Here is a 22756-nt window from a genome sequence, read left to right as displayed (position 1 = left end):
TGTCAGCGCTGTTATTAATACGCGAGTCTTGTCATAGCCAGTTTTTTGGAGTCTTTCTGTGTTATCATGATATAAAAATCAGGATTGGTTTTATTTTGCACGTCGGAGTGTGTTGATATGAATGATTTCCCGCTGGCCCTCAACAATGTTTCCTTTCACTACGCCTCAGGCGGACTTGGAATCGATGATGTTTCCCTTTCCTGCAAGGCGGGTTCCTGGACGGCGCTGATGGGACCGTCGGGGGCGGGCAAATCAACCTTCCTCTATTGCGCGTCCGGCCTGTTGCCCGTTGAGAACGGAACGGTGTCGGTAGCCGGCAGGGACATAGCGGGGATGCGTGAGTCCGATCTGACACGGATGCGACGCGACCATATCGGGTTCGTGTTCCAGGACTATAACCTGGTCGATGCCTTTACGTGCCTGCAGAACGTGATGTTGCCGTCGCTTTTCGGAGGCCCTCGCATAAAAAAGGAACGTGCCTTCCAGGCGTTGTCGTTGGTCGGTTTGGATGGGTTCGCAGGCTCGTATCCCGCTGACATGTCGGGCGGTCAGCGTCAGCGTGTGGCGATAGCCAGAGCTTTGGCGTCACAGCCTGACATCGTGTTCGCGGACGAGCCGACTGGCGCATTGGACAGTCGCAGCGCGCTGATGGTCCTCGATGCGTTTTCCACTGTGGTGGAACAGGGGCGTACGGTCCTGATGGTCACTCATGATCCGAATGTGGCGGCGCGTGCGCAGCGTACGGTGTTCCTTGTCGATGGCAAGGTGGATTCGGTGTGCGAAGGATACGATGCGGAGCATCTGGCCATGCACTTGGCTGACATGACGTCTATGGTGGCAGGGAGGTCTCGTCGATGAAGAAGTATGGTTCCTCCACTGCATCCCATGGTCTCCGATCGCATTCGTCCGCCAGCCGGGATTCCCTCCGTTCGCTGGTGTGGTCTTTGGTCAAGGCGCATCGCGCCTCCTACACGGTCCTGGCTCTCACCGTATTCGTGACGTCGCTATTACTGTGCTCGACATTGCAGGTGTACACGGCGGGAAAGATGATGGATGGTGCCGTGGGCATGGATTCCATGAACACCTTACGGCGTCTGATGGCCGTCACGCCATATCAGAATGTTGTCGTGCTGTCCACGGTGTCCGTGCTGTGCATCGGACTGGTGGCTGTCTTCCTGGTGCTGGCATCCGTGTCATCGCTGGTGCAGAATCGCCGGCGAGAGTATGGAATGATGCGTCTCAACGGTGCCGGCCGGTTACGCATTATGGTGATGGCGCTGGGTGAGTTCTCCCTCCCTCTAGCCCTTGCCAATGCGGTTGGATGCCTGGCAGGCTCTTTGCTGACCGTCCCCATGGGGATGGCAGTCAATGGTCCCGCGGAGTTTCCTGGTTCGGGAATGCTCTTCCGTCCGAGGATCCGACCGGTGGTGTCCGTCCTTGCCTTCGTCTTCATGATGGTCGTCTGCCTGCTGGGCGTATGGCTGGCGGTACGCAAAATCGGCAAGGCCACGCCATTGGAGCTGATGGGGCAGGAACCGGTGAAGGATACCGGGAGGATGGGCTGGCTTCGGTCTGTCGTTGCCGGCGTCCTGTTGCTGATCACCCTGATCGTGGGCTTCGCCCCGATCGGCGTGACGCTCGACGTGCGTTGCATGCTGCTGGTCATTCTGGTTATCAGTACCGTCTATGCCTCCTCGCCGCTTCTCGTGTCCGTCTCGGTTTCACTGGTTGGCCTGGTGCCGGAAAAACTTGCGGAAGGACCCGGCATCCTGGCCCGCCAGCGCGCCAGGAGAAAAACGGAGGGATCCATGTCGATCGCCCTGCCGGTCATGATGGTGCTGACCATCGTAGTCTCATTCCTGGCGGTGCTGCGCGCCGGGTCGATAGGCGGTAACATGCTGAACCTGCGACCGCTCAAGGCGGATGTGGTCGCCACGGCGGACACCTCTTCCGGTGTCGACAGGATAGACTCATCTATACGGGACCTTGGCGATGCGGTCAATGAAGCCGACATCTACCAGACCCAGCAGTGGGCGGTGGAGGGTTCCGATAGTATCTTCCAGGTCGCATGGCACGAAGGGCCGGGCCGGCTTCCCGGCGGTACCGGGGTCACTGCCCCCAAGGTCGTCAAGGGCAGCCTGGCTGACTTGGGGCCCGGAAGAATAGCGGTCTCGAACGAACACGCCGATTACCGGCTGGGTGACAAGGTCACACTCTTGGACCGGCATGACAGACGGTACCGGTTGACTGTAGTGGCCATAGTCGACCCGCCTGAGGGCATGCCGGAGTTGCCCATGGACTTCCTGTCATCCGCTGACGGGTTGCCGCGCAGCGGTGAGCTGGATGAGCTCATAGCCATGGTATCCGCGTCTTCATCCGTTGCGGTAAACGGCATCCTCAAAGGTCTTCAAGAAACCGGAGTCAGGGGGATGAGGGTGGAAACGCGCGCGGCTTTCATCGACCGGTTTGTACGCCGCGGCGTATCCGGACAACATGCGTTGTCCGTCATGATCGTCGGCGGCACTGTCCTGGCGATGGTGTTCCTGGTCCAGTCCATCGCCATAGCCCTTGCGGAACGTCGCCGACAGGACCACAGGCTCTATCAGATTGGCGTATCGCATCGGTCCATCATCTGGTCGGCGATACTGGAAATCATGGTGGATGCATTCTCCGGCATCCTCATCGCCATGGTCGCCGTCTGCGTCGTGGTGGCTGCATTGGCTGCCGCTTTCAACGGTGCGGGGATAGGGGTCTCCTACACGCCGATCCCTGTAGGATCGTTCTGCCTGATCGGATTGCTGCTGTTGATCATCGGCGTGGCGGCGACCTTCGAGATCTCACGTAGTATGCTCGGAGACCCCGGATCAGAACAATAGGAGAGCCATGAAACCTGTCTGTCTCATCAAGAAATATACCCAAGGGCACATTGTCGCATATATGGTCGCGCTCCTTCTCGGAATATCCGTGCAGGTACTGACTTTGCTGCAACCAAAGTACAGCGGTGAACTGATTGCCGGGGTCGAAAAGCATGTCTCAATCACGAAGACGACCTTGTTCCTTGGAATGCTCATCATCATTGGTGTTGTACTTACAGCCGTTCAGCAAGCTTTGCTAGGCGTAATAGGGGAGAAAACCGTACGTGATGTGCGCATGCGCATGACTGATCGGTTTTTCGGGATGAGCCTGTTGGCCAGAGAAACGAATCCACCGGCATGGTATTCGCAAAGAATCACCAATGACGCCGAACTGATCAAATCCATACCGACGGAGTTCCTCTCATTACTTCAAGGTGTGATTTTGCTGTTGGGTTCGGGGTTGGCGTTGCTGAAATTGAACCCTATTTTTTTCTGATAGTTCTTCTCCCAGCAGGGTTTTCGATGCTGTTTGTCGAATTGGCGGCAAAACCAATCAAAAAATGGCAGAACGATGTGCAGAACGCGTCAATGGATATGACTATGAACGTGCAGGAGGCGACCTCCGCCATGCGTATGCTCAAAGCATACAATGCTGTTCCTTTTGAAAAAGGAAAATTGAGGAATTCCGTATCCAGAGCCTTCACATTTGGGAAAAACTGATTTATCTATATAGTGCAGTGGGACCGTTGACACAGACTGGTCGCAAGTGGTCAAATGGAATTCACCGTTCTTGTCATGTTCCTGATGTACTTCTCTTATTTTTCCAATGCCACCACTTCGATAGTTTCATCGATTGGGCAATTTCCATGCTACAGATGCACAAATTTCTGATGTACTTAAGGAAGTCGGCTTACGAATCGGAAAAGCGAATGAACAGGAGATTCTTGACTGTCAGGTAGGTGAATCTGGTCTCTCCCTATCAGGTGGTCAAAAACAAAGAATAGCTTTAGCTGGGGCACTAATAAGAAAGCCTAAACTCCTTATTATGGATGAGCCGACGTCCAGTCTAGACGGGATCACAGAGGAAACAATTGCAGAGCTTATGAGAAAAAAATTCCGTGATACCACCATCATATATTCCGCACATCGCCTCTCGCTCATACTCGAAGCGGATTGGATAGTGGTTATCAAAGACGGAAATGTTCTAGATGAAGGCCCGCATAAGGATCTTCTTAACCGTTGTGAATACTACAGACATCTAATCACCGCACAAGCCCATGGTAGTCAGGGATAGATAGCAAAGTGGGAAAGGAGCCTCCTTTCGGCGGCTCCAAAGTCCAAAAGCAACGAGATTTTAACCAGTGACCTCAACTCGATCGCCTGAGAATTTAACGACTTCTCTGCTGTCGATATTCCGGCGATTGTTCGTATATCCTCAATCACTGCTATGGATAATAGCAGATTCTTCACATTTCTATTTTCCAGTGGTCTTTTCGTTTGTCGGCCAGCCGTCGAGGGGTTCGTATCCGTAGCTGGTTTCGGTGCTGAATATCCTGAGCAGCAGCGTATGCGGTTTTCTTGACGGCATGCCGCCGACGATGGCGAAGTCTCCCTTGTGAAGGGGCTTGTATGGTGATGCCATACGGTTCTCGACGTAGATTCGTTGCGTTCCTCTGGCCTCGACGTCGATGTATTCGGTCTTTCTGTCGGCGTGGTTGACGGCGACGATCAGGTAGATGACCGTCTCGATGGTGCCCGGACGCATGGCAGGGGTGTGCATCGGGTGATATTCTAAACGGCGGATTCCTAACACGAACCGAGAAAGGCAAGACGATGGACGGCATTGAAGAGACACAGACCGTTTCGCCGGAACGGACCCCGGCATCCGAACCCGGCTCCAAGGACGGGCGGCCGGAGCGCAGGACCGGGCGCACCGCGCTGATCGCGCTCATCGCGTGCGCCGTGCTGGCGGCGGCTGGCGTCGGCGGCTGGTTCGGCTGGTCGCATCACGAGACAACGAACGCCAACGCGGACTGCGCGCGCGCCGTCGCCGAGGTGTCCAGGATCGAAAGCAAGGGTCTTGACGACCAGGTCAGGCAGGCGGCGGCCGTCAAGAGCTCGGACGTCAGGGACGGCAACACCGTCACGGACCTCGATGCCACGCTCAAGACCTTGAAGGCGAAGCCATCGCTGCCGTCCTGCGACGCCGCCAAGCGCGCCGACGCCCGGCGCGACGCGGACGCGGCCAGGGACGCGCTGGCCAAGCTGACCGCCGCCCGCAGGACCGCCGCGTCCCGGGCCAAGGCCGTGCTGTCCGACCGTGACGCGAAGACCCTCGACTCGCTGCGCGCCGACCTCACCGCACGGCGGGACCAGGCCAGGCAGCTGCTCGACTCGACCGGCGGCGCGGTCGCCGACGACGCGACCCGAACGGCCCTCTCCGCCCAGATCGACAACGCCACCAGGCTCCTGGACGACAAGACCGTGAAGGCCGACGACCTGACTGGCGCCGCCAAGGGCCTCGGCGACGCGACCGACGCCGTCAACGCCAGCGTGCGGGCGAAGGCGGATGCGGACGCGCAGGCCGCTGCTGCGGCGCAGGCTCAGGCACAGTCGGCTCCGTCGTCCCGTTCCCCCCGTCAGGGTTCGCCGTCCGGGTCTTCGTCGGGTTCCGGTCGTGGTTCGCGTGCACCGCGTCCTTCGGCCCCGTCGTCTGGTTCCGCTGGCCGGCCGTCGCGTCCCTCGGCCCCCGCTCCGAGGCCTTCGGCCCCCTCGGGCGGCTCCTCCAACAACGGGGGAGACTTCGACTGGAACGCATGGGTATCATCACATCCCGCTAACGATGATGCGGGTTGTGTTGGCGGTAACCGTGGTTGTCCGATTGGGTGATTGTATTTAACTGTCCGTCATTCCCTTTTTGGGTGCATAGACTCCTTTCGTCAACCAACGAAAGGAGTCTTCCTTATGAGGAAAGACAAGATACAAGGACGGCTGGGCCGCCTTGCCGAATATGGCGTGGCCGTGGCGGCCGCGGCCGCGATGCTGTTGCCGGGCGTGGCGGCCGCCGACGGCGGGGGCGGCTCGGCCGGGGGTTCGGGCGGTTCGGGTTCCGGTGTCGGCGTGGTCACGTGGATCGCTGACGACGACATGGGTGCGCCCACGGTCGGCAACATCAAGGCCCAGCTGTCGGCCCGTGCGGGCATCTCGTATGCCGGCAACGTCGCGCACGCGACGTGGAAGGGCGGCGACCGTCTGCCGGACGGCCATACGTGGCGTTGGACGCTGGACGTGACCGTCCACGGCCCCTCTACCTCGAAGGTGGGAGACACGGCCCATACTCATTGGAAGGGCGCGTCTCAAACCGCTGATCAGGACAGTCCCTGGGGCGAGTTCCCGACGTGGAAGTCTTCTCCCGACAAGAGCTGGGTGAAGCGGGACGCTTCGGGCAATTTGACACACTGTCAACACCGGCGTTATACTTCTGGCGTAAAAATTGACAGTGTGTCAATGATATCTATGGTGGCGTCGGTGAGTGTGGTGTGACGCCAGGCGTATGGAAAAGAGTTTTCATGATGCGGATAGTTTCGATGGAAGCTGAGCAGTCGGATACGATGACGTCTTCTGGTATGCAGTATGAGATGAATAAGCGCAAACAAATCGTGCGTGCTGCCCGCGAAATGAGTTTGGAAAAGGGTTTTACGCACATCACGATTATGGACATTGCACACAAGATCGGCATGACCCGCTCGCTGTTCTACCACTATTTCAAAAATAAGGATGCCGTGGCCGAAGCGGTTCTTGACGAAGATATCAATGAGATTATTGCTCGAATCGATACCTGGAATGAGACCAGAGAAGAGGGCAATATCGACAAAGCGTTGGCCGATATCGTCCAACTGATGCGCGATATCCTGAACGATGAGGGCCCATTCAGCCAACGTATGGTCCAATCCGGCAACGCCGAGCTTTATATACGTTTCGTCGATCAGGTCTCGTGTCGTGTTGCGGATTATATCGAGCACACCACTGCCGAAGATTTCGTGCGTGTGCATGGCGAGCTTCCGGTCAAGCATCTTCATGAAACCTTGATTATGTTGATATCTGGTTCGATTGCCATGCTGCGTAAATATCCGCAAACGGCAAATGACACCATCATTCAAATTTTGGCCCAGACTCTCCATCTGGAGCCATATCTCGATGATTGCCCACACCCAGACGATTCCGCCTCTGTGCAGCAGTCTCGAAAACAACACAATGAACAATAATAATTAAAGGAAGTGAGTTCCGTGTTATTTCAAGTCTATGGGCCCGATGCTCTCTATCAATGGCTGGGCTGGGTGCTGGTTTTTGCAGCGCTTATCGGTGCCAATGAGATTGCCCGTCGTAGCAAGGTCGGTGGCCTCGTCTGTTTCGTCGGCATCCCTTCGGTGTTGACCGTCTACTTTATCTCCATTTATGTGGGTGCCTCCATGGGTGCTGACTGGGCTTTGAATAACCCCACCCACACAGAGATGAACGGCTGGTTTCACTACGCCAAGCTTTACGCCGCCGTGGCCGGCTGCATCGGCTTCATGATTTTGAAATACGGCTGGGGCAAGTTGGGCAAGGTCAACTGGTTCAAGTGCTTCCCGTTCATCATCGTCGCCATTAACATCCTTATTGCTGTGGCCTCTGATTTTGAATCGGCATTCCGCGGCTGGGGCACCACCTTCGTTTCCAGCGAGGGTGTGACGCTCATGGGCGGTTGGTTCAACGTCATCAACGGCACCGCCGGCCTGATCGACATCTTCTGCATGACCGGCTGGTTCGGCATCTATGCTTCCAAGGACAAGCAGGATATGCTCTGGCCCGATATGACCTGGGTCTTCATCCTTGCTTACGATCTGTGGAACTTCTGCTACACCTACAACTGCCTGCCCACGCACTCCTGGTACTGCGGTCTGGCTCTGCTCCTCGCTCCGACTTTCGCCAACTTCCTGTGGAACAAGGGCGGCTGGATCCAGAACAGAGCGAACACCCTGGCCATCTGGTGCATGTTTGCCCAGTGCTTCCCGTTCTTCCTCGATGCCAAGCGCTCTCGCTTCGCTGTGGAATCGGTTAACAACCCGAACGTGAACCTCGCTGTCTCCATTCTTTCCTTGGTTGTCAACATCTGCGCTCTTGCCTACATTCTATGGAGGGCCAAGAAGCAGGGCGTCAATCCTTGGAAGCAGGAAGTCTTCAAGGGTACTCGCGACTTCGACCAGGCTATGGCCCGTGCCGAGCAGCCTGCCGTCGCGGCCAAGGCTTAGGCGAGCTCATTCTCAAGGAACCCAAGCTCGTGTACTGATTTGCATCTGAGCGGCGAGTTCCTTCTAACGCAGAGGGGGATCCGGTTCCGCTGGGTCCCCCTCTGTCATCCCCTTTGGCTGCCATTCACTTGAGGTATTCGCGCTTTTTGATAACCAACATCTTCACATATTCACATATCAACGACACGTGTTTAGGTGTCTGACCCAACTGCGCGGATACCGGCATGGACTGGAACGAATTCCGCTCCCCGCCGAATATGCACCTCCTAAACCGACTGAAAACGCAAGACAGGCAGGCACATCTTTGATCGAGCGTCCCGCGATTTGGCGTATATCTCTATAACTCGTATTCTCAGCGGTTATCTGAAAAACAAAAAGGCCCGAAACCATTGAGATTCCGGGCTTACTGGTAGCGGGGGCAGGATTTGAACCTGTGACCTCTGGGTTATGAGCCCAGCGAGCTACCGAGCTGCTCCACCCCGCGACGGCCGTTTAACACGGCAATAAACTAGAGTACGTGTAATAGGATAAAAGTCAAATCTCTCGGCGCGTTTTTGCTATGAGGGCAGAATAGCAAGGATAATGAAAGCATGCCTATCAAGATTGCCAGCGGACTGCCGGCCCGCGAAATACTCGATTCCGAGCGCATCTTCGCCATCGAGAGGCCCGAAGCGGAGCAACAGGAAATTCGTCCTCTGCGACTGGTCGTCCTGAATCTCATGCCCAAAAAAATCGAGACGGAGACACAGCTTCTGCGTCTGATTTCAAAGTCGCCGTTGCAGGTCGACATTGATTTCATGAAGACCTCCACTCATGAGTCGACCCATGTCAACGCCGATCATCTGCTCAAGTTTTATGAGAATTTCGAAGCGTTCAAAGATAATTGCTATGACGGTCTTATCGTGACGGGTGCGCCGGTCGAGCATCTCGATTTCCAACAGGTTGACTATTGGGGTGAACTGACTCGGATTTTCGATTGGGCGCAGATACATGTGTTTTCGACTGTCTACCTTTGTTGGGGCGCGATGGCCGGGCTCAACTATCGTTACGGCGTGAGCAAAGTCGACTTCAAGGAAAAACTGTTCGGCGTATTCCCGCAATATCTGCAGGACGAGTATTGCTTCATAACCAATGGTTTTGATGAGATCTCACTACAGCCGAACTCGCGTGTTGCCGGTGTCGATGAGAATGACATCGCGGCCAATCCGGACCTGCAGGTGCTCACTTGGGGTCCGCAAAGTGGCCCTGGTCTCATTGCAACCCGCGATTTTTCCGAATTGTTCGTACTTGGCCATTGGGAATACGGTAAGTACACCCTGCGGGATGAATATGAGCGCGATGCAGCCAAAGGCTTGACCAACGTTCCCTTCCCGGCTAATTATTTCCCGCACGACGACCCGACTTTGGAACCGCTTTTTTCGTGGCGATCCCACGCAAATCTGCTTTGGCGCAATTGGCTTAATTGGGTTTATCAGACGACGCCCTACGACCTTAAAGAGGTGCCAAAACTTCGCATTGAGCGAAAACTGGGTACTGACCGTTCCATCCGACATGAACCAGGAGCACCACGAAACGATAATTTTACCCCGATGGAACACGATGGATACGGTCTTGTCGAGAAAACGAGAAGCGGCGCCAAACAATAGGAGTTGAGCGGATATCATTGAATCTTCAGCCTAAAACTGAGATTCGCTGAAGTATGACACGCTTATTAGGGGCGCTTACATTTATCGTGAAAACGACGTACAATCGTGGCCGACTCCATGAAGTCGAGACATCAGCGGGACGGTGATCTCGTGTGGCTTCAGTTCGAGCCGACCAAAGGTGAAACCGTTGTGCTGGCAATGGATTCGTGTGGATTTGTGAACAGCGGCGGTCTTATTTCTTTGGTGCGCAATAGACTTGGTAGGTCTAACACGGAATCAGGAGGGTCAAATGATTGGAGCTGTTGGCACGAAAATGCTGTTGGCGGCCGATTCGGGACCACGTTTGCCTGGTGTCAGTGACTTCCTTCCCCCGGAGATTCTTTTCCAAGGCACTCCGTTCGCAATAAACCGCATTATTTTCATTCGTATCGTTGCCACGGTTCTTCTGCTCATTATTTTGGGTGTGACCGCTGCTCGCGCCAAGCTCATTCCGGGTCATTGGCAAGGCCTGGTCGAACTCGGCATGGATTTCGTGCGAGATAATGTGGTCTACGAGACGATGGGGCAGTTGCGGGGCAAGCGTTATGTGCCCATGATCACGACATTGTTCTTCACCATCTTCTTCTTCAATCTTTTCGGTGTAATTCCTGGCGCCAACATGGCCGCTACGGCAACTGTTACCATGCCGCTGGTTTTCGCTATCTGGGTACTTGTGCAGTACTGGATTGCCGCTACGAGAGAAAAAGGGCTGTGGAACTACATTCGTGACGAATGCTTCACACCGGGAGTGCCGTGGCCTGTTTATATTTTGCTGGCACCAATTCAGTTCTTGGAGCTGGTTATCATCCGCCCGGCTTCGCTGACGATCCGACTGTTCGCCAACATGATTTCCGGACACTTGACTGTGGCCACGTGCCTCGCATTCGCGCAGTTCTGGATGATTGAGTCCGCCAACAAGTTGGTGGGTGTTCCGGTCGGAGCGGCTTGGTTCTTGGGCGGCATCATGATGACGCTTTTCGAGACCTTCGTGGCCTTCCTTCAGGCGTATGTCTTCTCGATTCTCGCCACGGTCTACATCAACCTGAGCTATCCGGAGGCTGAGTAGACGATCGGGCCGCGCAAACGGCAACCGAATTGGCCGCCATTAAGCTGAGCAGGCCAATGATTTGATTTTACAATTGAACAAGGCAGTAATTGTTGTACCGGTTTTAATGCCGACACGGCACTGGAAAGGAAAACAAATGGATATCATCACTCTCGCAGCGGTCTCTGGCAACCTGAGCGTTATCGGCTACGGTCTGGCCACTCTCGGCCCTGGCCTCGGCTTGGGCATTCTCTTTGGCAAGGCCATGGAATCCACCGCCCGTCAACCTGAGGCCAGCGGCAAGATTCAGACGATTATGTTCATCGGCCTCGCTCTTGTCGAGGTTTTGGGCCTGCTCGGCTTCGTTGCCGCGCTGGTGCTTGGCTGATTTCAGAGCTTGACATCAGGCAAACGTATAACAATAACGAACGATGAAAGGAGATCGCGATGACATTTGCTGCCTCGAAGGGCGTCAGCCTGTTCATTCCCGAGGTTTATGACATCGTGTGGTCCCTGATCATTCTTGTCGTGGTCGCGGTGTTCTTCTACAAGTTCTTCATGCCAAAATTCAATGCCATTTTCGACGAGCGCGCCGAAAAGATCGAAGGCAACATCGCCAAGGCCGAAAAGGCCAAGAACGATGCGGACGAGGCCAAGAAGAAATACGAGGACCAGCTCAACCACGCCCGTGTCGATGCTTCCAAGATCACCGATAACGCGCGCAGTGAGGCGACAAAGATAATCTCAGACGCCCACACTCGTGCCGACAAGGAAGCAGAGCAGATTACTGCTAACGCACAACGTTCCATCACCTCGCAGCAACAGCAGGCAATGGTGAGCTTGAAGAGTCAGGTTGGCGAATTGGCAACCGCACTCGCTGGCAAAATTCTGGGGTCAGAACTCCAGGACACCGATGTGCAGAGCGACATGCTCGACAACATGATTGGAGATTTAGACAAGAAAACGGGAAACGGGCAGTGACGACACCACGGATGATTCCGGGAACGTTGCCGCAAGTGGATTTGAAAACAGTATCTATTCAACGAAGTGAGGTGAGAAATGCAAGGCGAAGCGTCAGTCAGCGCCGATCGTGAATCGCGTAATTCCCTGGCTCCGAAGTTTAAGGCCAAGGGAACGGACGTGTGGCGCGTTGGTGAGGAGTTGTTTGTTATCACCAATTTGCTTGACCACGATAATCAGGTCGAGCGTTCGCTCACCGATCCATCTCGTCCTGCCGCCGACAAAGAAAAGCTCATCGTGGCGATTCTTGACGGTCAGGCTGATCCGCTTACCGTTGAAATCCTGAAGGATTTGGTCTCTTGCCGGTGGAGTCGTGCTGGCGACATCGCGGACGCCACCGAGGATTTTGCGATTGATGCCATGATGTACTACGCGGATGCAACCGATAGTACGCTTGTGGTTCCGGATGAGCTTGCCGATCTGCATTCCGCACTGCTGAAGATGTCGGTCCTGCGCTCCAAGCTTTCTGACGAATTTGCATCGGCCCAGGCACGCCTCGACCTTTTGCACAAGGTTTTCGGTGCCTCCAACCTCAATAAGGTGACGATGCGGCTGGCCGAACATGCAGTAGCCAATCCGCGTCACCGTAGGTTCCTCGCATCGTTGGAGTGGCTCATCACCAAATTCACCGATCACATGGGTGAGTCAATGGTTACCGTCACCACGGCAACGCCGTTGAACGAGCAGCAGATCCAACGTCTGGTTTCGATTTATTCGAACAAGCTGGGGCGTTCGGTACATATCAACTCATTCATCGATCCTTCCGTGTTGGGCGGCATGCGAGTACAAGTCGGGTCTGACGTGACGGACAATACCGTGGCGGCGCAGCTTCTGCAGCTCAAGCGCAAGGTAACCACGGAGATGTGAGCGGGACGGTCCGACCAAACGGCACTATGCGGTGCCTGAACAAGACTTACAGTCAACAATTAATCAATAAGGAGTGATCATGGCAGAACTTACCATTGATCCTGCGGAAGTGCGAAAGGCTCTTGACGAGTTCGTCGATTCGTACAAGCCCAGTGACACTCCCACTCAAGAGGTGGGTTATGTCGCTACGGCTGGCGACGGCATCGCGCATGTCACAGGACTGCCTGGTTGCATGGCCAACGAGCTGCTGACCTTCGAAGATGGCACGCTCGGATTGGCCTTCAACCTTGATCCCCGTGAGATCGGCGTGGTTATCCTCGGCGACTTCGCAGGTGTTGAGGAAGGTCAGGAAGTGCGGCGTACCGGAGAGGTACTTTCCGTACCGGTCGGCGACGGCTATCTCGGGCGCACGGTTGACCCTCTGGGCAAACCGATCGATGGCTTGGGTGAAATCAAGAGCGAAGGCCGCAGAATTTTGGAAGCTCAGGCTCCCGATGTGATGCATCGTCATCCCGTCGATCAGCCGCTTTCCACCGGTTTGAAAGCTATCGACGCGATGACACCGATCGGCCGTGGTCAGCGTCAGCTCATCATCGGCGATCGCCAGACAGGCAAAACCGCCATCGCCATCGATGCGATTCTGAATCAGAAGAGCAACTGGGAGAGTGGCGACCCGTCCAAGCAGGTCCGCTGCATCTACGTTGCTATCGGTCAAAAGGGTTCCACCATCGCCTCCGTGCGTCAGAGCCTTGAAGAGGCCGGCGCGATGGAGTACACCACGATCGTGGCCAGCCCGGCTTCCGATTCCGCTGGTTTCAAGTACATTGCCCCCTACACCGGCTCGGCAATTGGCCAGCACTGGATGTACAACGGCAAGCACGTTCTGATTGTTTTCGACGATTTGTCGAAGCAGGCCGAAGCTTACCGTTCGATCTCGCTGCTGCTTCGTCGTCCGCCGGGGCGCGAGGCTTACCCGGGAGACGTGTTTTATCTACACTCCCGCCTGCTCGAACGCTGTGCAAGGGTCTCCGACGATCTCGGCGGTGGCTCGATGACTGGTTTGCCGATCGTTGAGACGAAGGCGAACGATGTGTCCGCCTACATCCCGACGAACGTCATCTCCATCACCGACGGCCAGATCTTCCTGCAGTCCGATTTGTTCAACGCCAACCAGCGTCCCGCTGTGGACGTCGGCATTTCGGTGTCCCGCGTCGGTGGTGCAGCACAGAGCAAGGCGTTGAAGAAGGTCTCAGGTACCTTGAAGATCTCGCTGGCGCAGTACCGTTCTCTGCAGTCCTTCGCGATGTTCGCCTCCGATTTGGATGCGGCTTCCAAGGCGCAGCTGACCCGTGGTGCGCGCCTGACCGAGCTCTTGAAGCAGCCTCAGTTCTCCCCGTATTCGATGGAGCAGGAGGTCGTCTCCGTGTGGGCCGGCACCCATGGCAAGCTTGACGATCTGGAAATCGAAGATGTGCTGCCGTTCGAACATGGTCTGTTGGACTATGTCGAACACAACACCGATATCCTCAAGATCATCCGCGACACCGGTGATTTCACCGCAGATACGGAGAAGGCTTTGGATGAGGCCGTTGAGCAATACCGTGCCGACTACGTGACCAAGGCGGGCAAACCGCTGGTTGTGAAAAAGCCTGCTGACGCCATGGATGCGAAGATTGAGCAAGAAAAGATTGTGGCGGGAGATAAGTAGCCCATGGCCTCGCAACTCGGATTGAAATCACGTATCGCCTCCACCGCGTCGTTGGGGAAAATCTTCAACGCACAGGAGATGATCGCTTCTTCGCATATCGCCAGGGCTCGTACCGTGGCGTTGAACGCGAAGCCATACAGCGACGCGATTTTCGATGCCGTTGAGGCGCTGGCTGCACATACCGAAATTGACCATCCGATTGTCAAATCCACCGAGCACAACCCTCGGGTTGCTGTTCTGGCTTTGACATCGGATCGTGGTATGGCCGGCGCATATACCTCGTCGATCATTCGCGAGACGGAATCGTTGCTCACACGTCTTGATGCGATCGGCAAAGAGCCGTTGCTCTATGTCTTTGGTCGTCGCGGCGTTTCCTACTATCGTTACCGCAATCGTGAGGTTGCGGCCACTTGGGAAGGCAACAGCGACCAGCCGGGAGCGGAACTCGCCAGGGAAATCTCTGACCGTCTGTTGCAGGACTACATGAAGACGGCCGCGCAAGGTGGTGTTTCCGAGCTGTACATCGTCTTCACCGAATTCGTCAACATGGTAGTGCAGAAGGTTCGCGTGCTTCGCATGCTGCCCGTGGAACTGATCAAGTCCAGTGATCAGAAGCCGGCGGTTATGACTGAGTCCATCGAGTCCATGAAGGCCAAGGAATCAGAGGATTCGTCGTCTTCGGCAACCGCCTCCACGGTTGAGGGTGACATCACATCGGTGGCAAAGAAAGACGAGCTGTCTGCCTTGTACACGTTCGAGCCGAATCTGCACGAGGTATTGGATTCGATTCTGCCGAAATATGTGCAAGCTCGGATTCACGAGTGCCTGTTGACCGCTGCCGCCGCTGAGACGGCAAGTCGTCAGAACGCAATGCATACGGCTACCGACAACGCCAACAACTTGATCGATTCCCTGACTAGACAGCTCAATGCTTCGCGCCAGGCTTCCATCACACAAGAACTTACTGAGATAATCAGCAGCGCTGATGCGCTGAACAAAGAGGAAGAGTAGGAACGCTTATGGAACAAAACGAGTCAACGACTCAGTCCAGCGTGACCTCAGCCGATTCGGCGAGCAACCTGAATGCCGGACGCGTTACGCGCGTCCAGGGTTCGGTTATCGACGCCGAATTCCCGGCTGGACACCTGCCCGACATCTACAACGCCCTGAAAGTCAAGATCAACACCGTGGGCGACACCGAAGGTGAAAGCATCAAGGAGATCACCCTTGAGGTCGAACAACAGATCGGTGATTCCACGGTGCGCGCCGTTGCGTTGAAGCCTACCGATGGCCTTGTGCGCGGTGCTACCGTCACCGATACCGGTGGCCCCATCGAGGTGCCGGTCGGCGACGTAACCAAGGGCCACGTGTTCGATGTCACGGGCAATATTCTGAATGCCAAGTCCAATGAGCACATCGAAGTCAAGGAACGTTGGTCGATCCACCGCAATCCGCCAGCCTTCGACCAGCTCGAGAGCCGCACCAAGATGTTCGAAACCGGCATCAAGGTCATTGATTTGCTCACCCCGTACGTCGAGGGCGGCAAGATCGGCCTCTTCGGTGGTGCAGGTGTCGGTAAGACCGTGCTTATCCAGGAGATGATTCAGCGTGTGGCCCAGAACCACGGCGGTGTCTCCGTGTTCGCCGGTGTCGGTGAACGTACCCGTGAGGGCAACGACCTGATCGGTGAGATGGATGATGCGGGCGTTTTGGAGAAGACCGCACTGGTCTTCGGTCAGATGGATGAGCCCCCGGGGACCCGTCTGCGCGTGCCGCTTACCGCTCTGACCATGGCTGAGTATTTCCGCGATGTACAGAACCAGGATGTGTTGCTCTTCATCGACAACATCTTCCGCTTCACCCAGGCCGGTTCTGAGGTCTCCACATTGCTCGGCCGAATGCCGTCCGCAGTGGGTTACCAGCCGAATCTGGCCGATGAGATGGGCTCGCTTCAGGAGCGCATCACCTCGACCCGCGGTCATTCGATTACGTCATTGCAGGCCATTTACGTACCCGCCGATGATTACACCGATCCGGCCCCGGCAACGACCTTCGCCCACTTGGATGCAACCACCGAGCTTTCTCGTGAGATTGCTTCGCAGGGCATCTACCCGGCTGTTGATCCCTTGTCGTCCACCTCGCGAATCCTTGATCCGCGTTATGTCGGCCAAGCTCACTACGACACCGCGAACCGCGTCAAGGCGATTCTGCAGCGCAACAAGGAGCTTCAGGACATCATCGCGCTCATTGGTATCGACGAGCTCGGTGAGGAAGACAAGACCACAGTCAATCGTGCCCGCAAAATCCAGCAGTTCCTTGGACAGAACTTCTACGTCGCCAAGAAATTCACGGGTCTCGAAGGTTCGTATGTCCCGGCAGACGAGACGGTCGAAGCCTTCAAGCGCATTTGCGACGGCGATTATGACGAAGTGCCGGAGCAGGCGTTCAACGGCATCGGTGGTATCGATGACCTTGAGCACAAGTGGCACGACATGCAGAAGGAATTTGCGTGATGGCCGGCTCAACCATGAAGGTGAACATCGTCGCGTCCGACCGCCCTTTGTGGGCCGGTGATGCGAAGTCCGTGAGCATTCCCGCCAGCGAGGGTGGTATGGGTATTTTGCCCGACCATGAACCCCTACTGACGGTTATCGAAAAGGGTACGATTTCCGCCGTGGATGAGGATGGAGAGCGTCACAGTTTCGAGGTGACCGATGGGTTTGCGTCCTTTGATTCCAATTCGCTGACCGTCGCCGTTGAAACCGGTGTGGGTACGGATAAGGATCCGACGCAAACCGCCGACTAGACTATTTGTCGATTACCGATTTCCTCGGTTATTCAGTGGAGACATCGCATATATGTGGTGTCTCCACTGTCGTATGCTGGGCTTGATGGGTATCGTCGTTTTAATTCATCGACGTTTCATTTGCGCTTGTATGCTGTATTTTGTTTCCCCGACACACTCGGGTAAAGTGGTAGGGTGCGAATTATTGTTGCTGACTGTGCTGCCATTTATTCCGGAAGACTCACCGCCTCGTTGCCCATGGCCAAACGTGTGTTGATGATCAAAGCCGACAGCAGTCTGTTGATTTTTTCCGAACTCGGCTCATACAAACCCCTTAACTGGATGGCTGCTCCTTGCACCGTTCGGGAGGTCACCTCGGAGCTCAATGAAGAAACCGATACGGACTCGGATGGAGCATCCGCGCGTTCCGAAAGCGAGACCGATGCAAAAACGAACGCCAAAGGCGAGGATGACGTCACGAACGGCACCGCTGGCGTCTCGGAAATGATCGAGGCTTCGGTTCCTAACGGTGACGCTTCCGAAGAGCCCGCCCCCGAAAAGGTATTCCGTGTTGCTTCGAAAAAATCTTCTGATGTCCTTGAAGTGACGGTGAAGCACATCTATTCCGACGTGACCTACGATTTGGGGGAGGATCCTGGCCTTGTCAAGGACGGTGTCGAAGAGCATCTTCAGTATTACTTGGCCCAGCAGATCGAGCGTATCGGCAAGGGTGCGAAACTGGTACGCCGCGAATATCCCACGCCCGTCGGTCCGGTGGATATCATGGCGATTGACGGCGAGGGTCGGCATGTCGCCATCGAGATCAAGCGTCAGGGTGGCATCGACGGTGTTGAACAACTCGCCCGCTATGTGGAACTACTCAATAGGGACCCGCTGATTGCTCCCGTCCGCGGTATCTTCGCAGCTCAGACGATTACCCAACAGGCTAGGGTCTTGGCCGAAGACCGTGGTTTTGATTGCCTCATTCTCGACTATGAGGAGATGAAGGGCATAGAGGACGACAGCCTACGTTTGTTCTGATTCGGTACACTGACACCAATGCAAAATTCCCGGACACTGCGCACTGCACATGTCCGGGAATTTTGTTTCAAACGTCGACAAGTTAACAGCTTGCGATGCTCAATTTACTCACTGGGTTTGTGTTTCACCGTAGTCATAAAGGATGTCGACCACGAAGTAAAGCGTTGAGTTTGCAGGAATCTTGTCTTTCTCCTGATTGCCATATCCCAGTTCCGGCGGAATGACCAGAAGCACCTGCGAACCGACGGTCTGGCCTGCAAGGCCCTGCGTCCAGCCTTTGACAACCTGCTGCAACGAGAACTGTACGGCCTTGCCTTGGGACCACGAGGAATCAAACTGCGAAGGCTTGCCGTCCTTGTCCATCACCCAACCGGTGTAATGTGCATCGATCGTGTCCGTCTCGGCAACCTTCTTGCCGGAACCCTTGATCAACGTCTGCGACACTAGTTGGTCGCCCGGCTTGTATCCGTTGAAATCAATCGATGGAGAGCCATTGGAACCGAGCGTTACCTTGGGAAGGTCGGCGGGGATGTCCTTGACCTTCTCACCCTTGGCGCGGGTAAGTGATTTCGATTGCGAAACCAAGGTGAGCACCATGATGTAAGAGGTCTTGGACTTGTTCTTATCGTTAACACCAAACGCAATGGTCGAGTTGATCTTTTGATCCTTTATCACATCGTAATACGTTTTGTTGATGCCCTCTTCGTTCATCACCATTGAGCAATCCGGGGTGTTCTTTTCCCAAGTGCTCATTAGCTCGCTGCCGTCCTTAGCGTTAAATGCTACCGCCTGGACGCAGATATGATTGTCTTTCTGCAGAGCCGCACCGTTTCCCTCTTGCAGGACCGCATAGGAATTGTTGACCACGGTCATGGGGGTGTGGAATGTAACGGTTGGTTTTTTGCCCGGCTCGCCCGTGGCTTTGACTCCGGCCATTTGAACTCCGTTTGTGTTGCTGGCGGAGTTAGTGGAGGACTTCTTGTCGTCATCGGATCCACAGGCCGCCATCGTCACCGATAAAATGATGACGCAAGCCGCGGCCAGGGTGCGGCTGAATATTTGCGAGTGATTTTTGTTATGCATAAAGTACCACACTAGACCGAAACCTTGATTTAGGGGGTTGCCTGTTGCTGCCGACGATGGTCGGGGTTCGCTCCGGCCAGCCGTGATGGATGTTGTGCGTGCACTGATGTAAAGGTGGGGGTGGGTGAAAGGTGCCCTCGCTCCTTCGTGGCGATTTACACCGCAGGAAACAAAATCAGAATTTTCCTGAATCTATCGAACAGCCCCTGTAGAATATAAACCAATATGACTTCAATAAACAGTAAGCAGAATAAAAGCAACGCAAGGCCGACCAGACATGCGACCATTATGCGTGGCGTTGTTGCGCCGATTTTTGGACTTCTTGCGGTGCTTTTCATCACGTTGGGTGCCCTCAATGCGACTATCTGGAAGCCGTCGCGAGAGGTGAGCGCCAGTACAGAGTTTTCCGGGACCCGTTACGTGGTCACCGATCCGGGGGTGCTTAACCTTCTTGCCAACTCGACGATGGTAACGGTTAAGAACGAAACCCCTAAGGGAAAGGCTTCGTCCCAGTCCGATCCAGATGCGGATGCACAGCCCAAGGCGCAAATGTGTGTTGCGCTTGGTGGCGCCAAAGACGCGGTCGGCTGGCTCGCTGGTCAGAAGTACACCCGTGTCACTGGTTTGAATGGGTTGAAAGCGCTTTCCGGCAAGGATGCCACCGGTCCGAAGCTCGTCACGGCAAAGGATTCCGATGTGGTGGCTTTCAAGGACTCGGACATGTGGACCAGGGTGCGATGCGGAGATTCCTCGGTTTCTCTATCGTTGAACGATGTAAAAAGCAACCAGGTCATGATTGTCGACATGGGCGAAGATGTTTCGGCGAAGGCAAGTGGGACGAAATCCGCTCAGCCCAAGGTGGATGTACAAATGCGTTGGGTGCGTGATCACGTTCCCAACAACGCATTGCCGTTCTTTGTCGCCGCTGGGTTCTGTGTGGTGATGACAATATTGTCGGCTTCCGTTTTTGCGATGATGACCAATGAATCATTCAAGCGCAAGCGCGAACAGCGCCGCAAGATGCGTGAGGAGGCCAAAGCCGAAGAAGTTTCCATTTCTGAGGCGATGACCGGCAGCATTAACGTGTTGCGCAAGAATCTGCCATATAGAGGTCGCAACTATCGTCCGTCGCACAAGCGTCAGCTCTCTGATGGCGTCGATGGCAAAACCGATGGCACAACCGGAACTCCGGGCGATGCCTCGATGGCGTCAGCCGCGGCAGGTGAGGATAAATCAACGCCCAGCATCATCGATCCGACCAGACGCAACCTCGTGGCCGATATGCAGATGCAGAGCGACGGGAACGATGAAGACGGATCGGATGGCGGGGCCGACAATCATGGTAGCGATGACTTGAGCGGGTTTGCTCCTATGCGTGGGAAAACCGGTAAATCATCTGGTTCAGAAAATGGCCCGAATTTCCAGTCACCTACTGCTGATTCGCATGATGATGGCAGCGGTTCCGCTGAGTCAAGCACCGATGGGCCGGCAAACGAGAATTCAGTCTCAGATGCTCTTCGAGATTACCTGAGTCGACTGTCTTTCGAGATCTCGGGTGCCCAGTCCACGCCCTCGGGGGAGTCTGACAGTGCGGATGGCACAAAGAGGGCGGATGAGGAAAGCGCTGAAAACAAGCAGGTCGATCAAATGGATGACCGCGGCAATGAGAAGGCGGAATCTCGCGAGGATAAGAATGCCGATGCGCATGAGAACGAGAGCGCTGACGGTCGCAAAGGAAAATTCGCCTCCCGAGATGCTAAGCGATCGTATGCCGGCGATGGCAAGAGCGCAGACGCCGCGGATGGGAAACCGGATGCTCGGGACGATAATAATGCGAACAGTCGGGGGAGTGAAAAATCTCCGGCCGGCGAGGCTAAGAAATCTCCAGCTAATGGTGCTAAACAATCTTCCGTTGGTAAGGGTAAGGATGCTGATGGGCCTAAGGATGGGGAATCGGCCGCCCGTGACGGCAAGCGGCCTGCAACCTCTGGCGATAAGGACACGCACGGTCGTAAGTATGGAAAATCGGCCGCCCGTGACGGCAAGCAATCTATCGCTGCTGCCGACAGGAAAGCGCAGGAGCATAAAGGTGAGAAATTACCTACACGTGGTGATAGGCAATCTGCTGCCGTTGGCAATAAGAAGCCAGAAGCCCGTAAGAATGAGGTAGCGACTTCTCGCAAGGGTAAGGGTTCGGACACCCATACGAAGAAAACCGATGGCCGCGAGAGCAAGCAATCAGATGTTCGCGACGACAAGAAAGTGACAGGTAAGAAGGACGGGGATGGTCGGTCCGGCAAGGCAAGCGGGGCAATAGGCAAAAAGCCTGCCACAACCAAGGGTGGGGAGAAAAAAGCATGAGTGCGAAAAATGCGAAAAGATTTATGAAGGCGTTGACCGCAGCCGCGCTTGTAACAGCCACCATGGTTGGTGTTGCCGCATGTGGTTCCCAGGTTTCGACCCCGCAGGCCGCTGATTCGTCCGCGCACGCTCCCGACATCACCGAGGCCCAGGAAAAAGCGATCCGCAAGTCTGTTCTTGATGTGCTTGACACCGCCGACAACGCCAAAAGCCCGGACGGACTTTCTGCTCGTGTCACCGGACCTGCGCTTGAAGTAAGGACCAGCGAGCTGTCGATCGCCCAAGCGACCGGTTCCATCGATCCCAAGGCCACCATTCCGAAGGATATCGCGCAGACGATTATCCCTACCCAGTCCGGTTGGCCGCGTTCGATCTTTTCGATTACCACCACGACGCAGGACCAGCAGTCCAAGCGTCTGTTGGTCCTGAACCAGGCGGATCCGCGCAGCAATTATAAGCTCTGGGGTGTGGTACGCCTTTTCCAAGGCGCCAAACTTCCGGAATTTGCAATTCCGTCAATCGGTTCCAGCATGGGTTCTCTGGATGATTCCGGGCTGGTGCTTTCACCGCAGGAAACAGTGGATGCTTATGCAGATGTGCTCTCGCATGGTCAGGAAAGCAAGGACTTCTCGAAGTTCGACGGTGATTTTTTCCGTGATGACCTTGCCAAGCTCTCTGCCACCGTTCAGCAAGGCATGGAGCGCAATCATGGCACCCAGACTCAGACGTTCACTCCGGTCAAAGATCAGATTGCGGTGATGCGTTCCACCGAAGGAGGAGACCTTGTGGTGGCGCAGATCAATTCTGAGTGGACTCGTAGCGCCGGTGAGGGGCGCGAGTCGCAACCGGCCAGTGATGCCGAACGTGCGCTGTTTGGGCAGAACCAGACCACTAGCACCATGAAGGTGACCTATGTCAACGTGGTTGCGTTCTATGTACCGCCGGCCGATTCGGGTAAGAAAGTGAAGGCTGTGGGCGCCGACCGCCAACCGATCAAGGTGGAAGCGATCTGATG

Annotated in this window: 23 protein-coding genes and 1 tRNA gene; 21 read left to right on the top strand and 3 right to left on the bottom strand. The window is 55.4% G+C overall.

What is annotated here, in order from left to right; translation table 11 throughout:
* Window positions 1-117: 117 nt before the first annotated feature.
* From GA0061077_RS04855 to GA0061077_RS04835, 5 genes are all read left to right on the top strand, one after another.
* Window positions 118-858 carry an ABC transporter ATP-binding protein gene (locus tag GA0061077_RS04855; protein WP_091847819.1) on the top strand — a complete coding sequence of 247 codons (741 nt, stop codon included), beginning with the start codon at window positions 118-120 and terminating at the stop codon, window positions 856-858.
* Entirely contained in the window at window positions 855-2876 is a 2022-nt protein-coding gene (locus GA0061077_RS04850) for an ABC transporter permease (RefSeq protein ID WP_091847818.1), read from the top strand. Before GA0061077_RS04855 ends, GA0061077_RS04850 begins: the two co-directional genes overlap by 4 nt.
* 7 nt (window positions 2877-2883) lie before the next feature.
* On the top strand, window positions 2884-3351 hold the full coding sequence (locus tag GA0061077_RS04845) for an ABC transporter transmembrane domain-containing protein (RefSeq protein ID WP_091847817.1): 468 nt from the start codon (window positions 2884-2886) through the stop codon (window positions 3349-3351).
* Window positions 3352-3377: 26 nt separating this feature from the next.
* The gene (locus tag GA0061077_RS06870; protein WP_091847816.1) at window positions 3378-3575 is read left to right on the top strand and encodes a 6TM ABC transporter family protein; all 198 of its coding nucleotides are present in this window, start codon (window positions 3378-3380) and stop codon (window positions 3573-3575) included.
* A 133-nt stretch (window positions 3576-3708) separates the two neighbouring features.
* Window positions 3709-4149, top strand: a complete 441-nt coding sequence (locus tag GA0061077_RS04835) for an ATP-binding cassette domain-containing protein (RefSeq protein WP_091847815.1) — start codon at window positions 3709-3711, stop codon at window positions 4147-4149.
* A gap of 180 nt (window positions 4150-4329) precedes the next feature.
* On the opposite strand, the gene GA0061077_RS04825 is transcribed toward GA0061077_RS04835, so the two are convergent.
* Window positions 4330-4635: a hypothetical protein gene (locus GA0061077_RS04825; RefSeq protein ID WP_091847813.1), complete on the bottom strand. Its 306-nt coding sequence runs from the start codon at window positions 4633-4635 to the stop codon at window positions 4330-4332.
* Between the two features lie 53 nt (window positions 4636-4688).
* Here GA0061077_RS04825 and GA0061077_RS04820 point away from each other — a divergent pair, with 53 nt between their 5' ends.
* From GA0061077_RS04820 to GA0061077_RS04805, 4 genes are all read left to right on the top strand, one after another.
* A complete protein-coding gene (locus tag GA0061077_RS04820) occupies window positions 4689-5744 on the top strand; it encodes a hypothetical protein (RefSeq protein WP_091847812.1) in 1056 nt (351 codons plus the stop codon).
* 75 nt (window positions 5745-5819) lie between these two features.
* A complete protein-coding gene (locus GA0061077_RS04815; RefSeq protein ID WP_091847811.1) occupies window positions 5820-6398 on the top strand; it encodes a hypothetical protein in 579 nt (192 codons plus the stop codon).
* 44 nt (window positions 6399-6442) lie between these two features.
* Complete coding sequence (locus GA0061077_RS04810; RefSeq protein ID WP_091847935.1) at window positions 6443-7120, top strand: TetR/AcrR family transcriptional regulator; 678 nt, start codon at window positions 6443-6445, stop codon at window positions 7118-7120.
* A 21-nt stretch (window positions 7121-7141) separates the two neighbouring features.
* Entirely contained in the window at window positions 7142-8146 is a 1005-nt protein-coding gene (locus tag GA0061077_RS04805; RefSeq protein WP_091847810.1) for a DUF5692 family protein, read from the top strand.
* A 407-nt stretch (window positions 8147-8553) separates the two neighbouring features.
* On the opposite strand, the gene GA0061077_RS04800 is transcribed toward GA0061077_RS04805, so the two are convergent.
* A tRNA-Met gene (locus GA0061077_RS04800) sits at window positions 8554-8630 on the bottom strand.
* A 106-nt stretch (window positions 8631-8736) separates the two neighbouring features.
* Between GA0061077_RS04800 and GA0061077_RS04795 the strand changes: the two genes are divergently transcribed.
* The 10 genes from GA0061077_RS04795 to nucS all read left to right on the top strand — a co-directional run bounded on the left by GA0061077_RS04795 (window position 8737) and on the right by nucS (window position 18297).
* Entirely contained in the window at window positions 8737-9792 is a 1056-nt protein-coding gene (locus tag GA0061077_RS04795) for a homoserine O-succinyltransferase (RefSeq protein ID WP_091847809.1), read from the top strand.
* A gap of 289 nt (window positions 9793-10081) precedes the next feature.
* Window positions 10082-10897 (top strand): F0F1 ATP synthase subunit A, encoded by an 816-nt coding sequence (gene atpB / locus GA0061077_RS04790; RefSeq protein ID WP_091847808.1) that lies wholly within the window; start codon window positions 10082-10084, stop codon window positions 10895-10897.
* A gap of 136 nt (window positions 10898-11033) precedes the next feature.
* Window positions 11034-11264, top strand: coding sequence for an ATP synthase F0 subunit C (gene atpE, locus GA0061077_RS04785; protein ID WP_091847807.1), 231 nt, complete (start codon window positions 11034-11036; stop codon window positions 11262-11264).
* A gap of 59 nt (window positions 11265-11323) precedes the next feature.
* A complete protein-coding gene (locus tag GA0061077_RS04780) occupies window positions 11324-11857 on the top strand; it encodes a F0F1 ATP synthase subunit B (RefSeq protein ID WP_091847806.1) in 534 nt (177 codons plus the stop codon).
* Between the two features lie 78 nt (window positions 11858-11935).
* A complete protein-coding gene (locus tag GA0061077_RS04775; RefSeq protein ID WP_091847805.1) occupies window positions 11936-12763 on the top strand; it encodes a F0F1 ATP synthase subunit delta in 828 nt (275 codons plus the stop codon).
* Between the two features lie 79 nt (window positions 12764-12842).
* The gene (gene atpA / locus GA0061077_RS04770; protein ID WP_091847804.1) at window positions 12843-14471 is read left to right on the top strand and encodes a F0F1 ATP synthase subunit alpha; all 1629 of its coding nucleotides are present in this window, start codon (window positions 12843-12845) and stop codon (window positions 14469-14471) included.
* A gap of 3 nt (window positions 14472-14474) precedes the next feature.
* Window positions 14475-15482, top strand: coding sequence for a F0F1 ATP synthase subunit gamma (locus GA0061077_RS04765; RefSeq protein ID WP_091847803.1), 1008 nt, complete (start codon window positions 14475-14477; stop codon window positions 15480-15482).
* A gap of 8 nt (window positions 15483-15490) precedes the next feature.
* The gene (gene atpD / locus GA0061077_RS04760; RefSeq protein ID WP_234696512.1) at window positions 15491-16984 is read left to right on the top strand and encodes a F0F1 ATP synthase subunit beta; all 1494 of its coding nucleotides are present in this window, start codon (window positions 15491-15493) and stop codon (window positions 16982-16984) included.
* Window positions 16984-17277, top strand: a complete 294-nt coding sequence (locus tag GA0061077_RS04755; protein ID WP_091847802.1) for a F0F1 ATP synthase subunit epsilon — start codon at window positions 16984-16986, stop codon at window positions 17275-17277. Before atpD ends, GA0061077_RS04755 begins: the two co-directional genes overlap by 1 nt.
* Before the next feature lie 174 nt (window positions 17278-17451).
* Window positions 17452-18297, top strand: coding sequence for an endonuclease NucS (gene nucS / locus GA0061077_RS04750; RefSeq protein WP_091847801.1), 846 nt, complete (start codon window positions 17452-17454; stop codon window positions 18295-18297).
* Between the two features lie 108 nt (window positions 18298-18405).
* Here nucS and GA0061077_RS04745 read toward each other — a convergent pair whose 3' ends face one another.
* Window positions 18406-19380, bottom strand: a complete 975-nt coding sequence (locus GA0061077_RS04745) for an FKBP-type peptidyl-prolyl cis-trans isomerase (RefSeq protein ID WP_091847800.1) — start codon at window positions 19378-19380, stop codon at window positions 18406-18408.
* A 225-nt stretch (window positions 19381-19605) separates the two neighbouring features.
* Between GA0061077_RS04745 and GA0061077_RS04740 the strand changes: the two genes are divergently transcribed.
* Together GA0061077_RS04740 and GA0061077_RS04735 are read left to right on the top strand one after the other, a co-directional pair.
* Entirely contained in the window at window positions 19606-21741 is a 2136-nt protein-coding gene (locus tag GA0061077_RS04740; protein ID WP_143249606.1) for a hypothetical protein, read from the top strand.
* Window positions 21738-22754, top strand: coding sequence for a hypothetical protein (locus GA0061077_RS04735; RefSeq protein WP_375773994.1), 1017 nt, complete (start codon window positions 21738-21740; stop codon window positions 22752-22754). The genes GA0061077_RS04740 and GA0061077_RS04735 overlap by 4 nt, the downstream gene beginning before the upstream one ends.
* Window positions 22755-22756 lie beyond the last annotated feature (2 nt).

Source organism: Bifidobacterium commune (assembly GCF_900094885.1).
In the GTDB taxonomy this organism is placed as follows: Bacteria; Actinomycetota; Actinomycetes; order Actinomycetales; family Bifidobacteriaceae; genus Bifidobacterium; species Bifidobacterium commune.
Note: the sequence above shows the minus strand (reverse complement) of the source record. Positions and strands in the feature narration are given on the sequence as shown.

Excerpts from the sequence above, each read along its gene's own strand:
- GA0061077_RS04855 (WP_091847819.1), top strand. The coding sequence starts at position 118 with ATGAATGATTTCCCGCTGGCCCTCAACAATGTTTCCTTTCACTACGCC.
- GA0061077_RS04850 (WP_091847818.1), top strand. The coding sequence starts at position 855 with ATGAAGAAGTATGGTTCCTCCACTGCATCCCATGGTCTCCGATCGCAT.
- GA0061077_RS04845 (WP_091847817.1), top strand. The coding sequence starts at position 2,884 with ATGAAACCTGTCTGTCTCATCAAGAAATATACCCAAGGGCACATTGTC.
- GA0061077_RS06870 (WP_091847816.1), top strand. The coding sequence starts at position 3,378 with ATGCTGTTTGTCGAATTGGCGGCAAAACCAATCAAAAAATGGCAGAAC.
- GA0061077_RS04825 (WP_091847813.1), bottom strand. The coding sequence starts at position 4,635 with ATGCACACCCCTGCCATGCGTCCGGGCACCATCGAGACGGTCATCTAC.
- GA0061077_RS04820 (WP_091847812.1), top strand. The coding sequence starts at position 4,689 with ATGGACGGCATTGAAGAGACACAGACCGTTTCGCCGGAACGGACCCCG.
- GA0061077_RS04815 (WP_091847811.1), top strand. The coding sequence starts at position 5,820 with ATGAGGAAAGACAAGATACAAGGACGGCTGGGCCGCCTTGCCGAATAT.
- GA0061077_RS04810 (WP_091847935.1), top strand. The coding sequence starts at position 6,443 with ATGGAAGCTGAGCAGTCGGATACGATGACGTCTTCTGGTATGCAGTAT.
- GA0061077_RS04795 (WP_091847809.1), top strand. The coding sequence starts at position 8,737 with ATGCCTATCAAGATTGCCAGCGGACTGCCGGCCCGCGAAATACTCGAT.
- atpB (WP_091847808.1), top strand. The coding sequence starts at position 10,082 with ATGATTGGAGCTGTTGGCACGAAAATGCTGTTGGCGGCCGATTCGGGA.
- atpE (WP_091847807.1), top strand. The coding sequence starts at position 11,034 with ATGGATATCATCACTCTCGCAGCGGTCTCTGGCAACCTGAGCGTTATC.
- GA0061077_RS04780 (WP_091847806.1), top strand. The coding sequence starts at position 11,324 with ATGACATTTGCTGCCTCGAAGGGCGTCAGCCTGTTCATTCCCGAGGTT.
- GA0061077_RS04775 (WP_091847805.1), top strand. The coding sequence starts at position 11,936 with ATGCAAGGCGAAGCGTCAGTCAGCGCCGATCGTGAATCGCGTAATTCC.
- atpA (WP_091847804.1), top strand. The coding sequence starts at position 12,843 with ATGGCAGAACTTACCATTGATCCTGCGGAAGTGCGAAAGGCTCTTGAC.
- GA0061077_RS04765 (WP_091847803.1), top strand. The coding sequence starts at position 14,475 with ATGGCCTCGCAACTCGGATTGAAATCACGTATCGCCTCCACCGCGTCG.
- atpD (WP_234696512.1), top strand. The coding sequence starts at position 15,491 with ATGGAACAAAACGAGTCAACGACTCAGTCCAGCGTGACCTCAGCCGAT.
- GA0061077_RS04755 (WP_091847802.1), top strand. The coding sequence starts at position 16,984 with ATGGCCGGCTCAACCATGAAGGTGAACATCGTCGCGTCCGACCGCCCT.
- GA0061077_RS04745 (WP_091847800.1), bottom strand. The coding sequence starts at position 19,380 with ATGCATAACAAAAATCACTCGCAAATATTCAGCCGCACCCTGGCCGCG.
- GA0061077_RS04740 (WP_143249606.1), top strand. The coding sequence starts at position 19,606 with ATGACTTCAATAAACAGTAAGCAGAATAAAAGCAACGCAAGGCCGACC.
- GA0061077_RS04735 (WP_375773994.1), top strand. The coding sequence starts at position 21,738 with ATGAGTGCGAAAAATGCGAAAAGATTTATGAAGGCGTTGACCGCAGCC.